This window comes from Seonamhaeicola sp. NFXS20 (assembly GCF_049132085.1).
Classification (GTDB): Bacteria; Bacteroidota; Bacteroidia; order Flavobacteriales; family Flavobacteriaceae; genus Seonamhaeicola.
In genome coordinates, this window is sequence record NZ_JAFMPU010000039.1 from 1 (window position 1) to 1,310 (window position 1,310).

The window sequence follows — 1,310 nt, forward strand, 5'->3', positions numbered from 1 at the left end:
TGTCTCGTCCTAAAATACGTCTACAGGTTATTGATTAAAATTAAGCTGCATTTTGGTGCACGTTATTAGGTGTTTTATAGTCTAAAGATAAATGTAATCTTTTAGAGTTATATAATTTGATTGCATTTTTTGTTGCTCTTTTCGCTTCTTCCATACTAGCGAAGGTCTGGTCGAGATAAAATTCATCTTTTAGTATTCCATTTACACGCTCAGCGAGAGCGTTTTCATAACAATGATTTTCTTCTGTCATGCTTATATCTATCTTTTTTCGCTTTAGCTCTTTGGTGTATACATTGCTGCAATATTGTATTCCTCTGTCTGAGTGGTGGGTTAGATTCTTGAGTCCTTTGTTATGATAGATTGCCTTTTTAAGCGCCCTAACACAACCGGTTAGCTCTAAGCTGTCACTTAGGTCATATCCTACGATTTTACGTGAATACATATCTGTTAAGAGTGCTAGATAGCAAAATCCTTTAATAGTTCTGATGTAAGTTATATCTGCAGCCCACACTTGGTTGCATCTAACTATTTCAACATCTTTAATGCTATTATTGTATTTGTAAAATCTATGATGTGAGTTGGTTGTTCTGGAGGAATATTTCTTTCGCCGTATCAAAAGATTATTATCTCTAAGGATACGTAACAATTGATCTCTACCAATTTTGATGTTGTGTTTTTTAAAGTCCGTTTTTAGGGACCGCATCAACTTTCTAGCGCCTTCTCTTGGTAAAGTCCTTCTTCTTTTATGAACGATTTTCAATACCTGGTTTTCAATCTTTATTCGCTTGACGTATCGCTTTTTGTATTTATAAAAGGCATCACGAGTTAGGAAATATCCCTTACAGATTGTAGCTATACAGTAAGGTCTTTCTTTTGGATTATTGTCTATAGTCTCCATTAGTGCTAGATGTTTAGTTTTTTTTTGAGTTCTAAAGCATCTTTGTAGCCTAGTTTCTTAGCAGCCACAGTGAGGTAACTATCATCAATAAGTTTATCGAGGTCTTTCTTTAAGAGAAGTTCCTTTAGCTGTTTAAGCTCTTTTTGCAGGGCTTTTATTCGGGTAAGTTCATCATCTGTTTGCACGATTACACGGGTATTCATTAAATCTTTACGATTGTACTTTTTTATCCATTCGTTAATGGTACTAGATTGGACGCCATAGAGTAGTCCTACTTGTCTTTTAGAGTGGTTTCCCTTAGCAAGTTCATCAAGAACTTTGAGTTTAAAGCTTTCGCTATAGCGTCTTACATATCCGTCATTTTTATACATAAACATTTGTTTTAGTGTATACATATTTCAGGACGGGTGTA

General features: G+C 34.7%; 2 protein-coding genes. Both read right to left on the bottom strand.

What is annotated here, in order from left to right; translation table 11 throughout:
* Window positions 1–40: 40 nt before the first annotated feature.
* Entirely contained in the window at window positions 41–898 is an 858-nt protein-coding gene (locus J1D01_RS17365; protein ID WP_421151770.1) for an IS3 family transposase, read from the bottom strand.
* Window positions 899–903: 5 nt separating this feature from the next.
* Window positions 904–1,269 (bottom strand): transposase, encoded by a 366-nt coding sequence (locus tag J1D01_RS17370; RefSeq protein WP_421151771.1) that lies wholly within the window; start codon window positions 1,267–1,269, stop codon window positions 904–906.
* Between the last annotated feature and the right edge of the window lie 41 nt (window positions 1,270–1,310).

Bases quoted from the DNA above. Each gene is read 5' to 3' on its own strand.
- J1D01_RS17365 (WP_421151770.1), bottom strand. From the start codon at position 898: ATGGAGACTATAGACAATAATCCAAAAGAAAGACCTTACTGTATAGCT.
- J1D01_RS17370 (WP_421151771.1), bottom strand. From the start codon at position 1,269: ATGTATAAAAATGACGGATATGTAAGACGCTATAGCGAAAGCTTTAAA.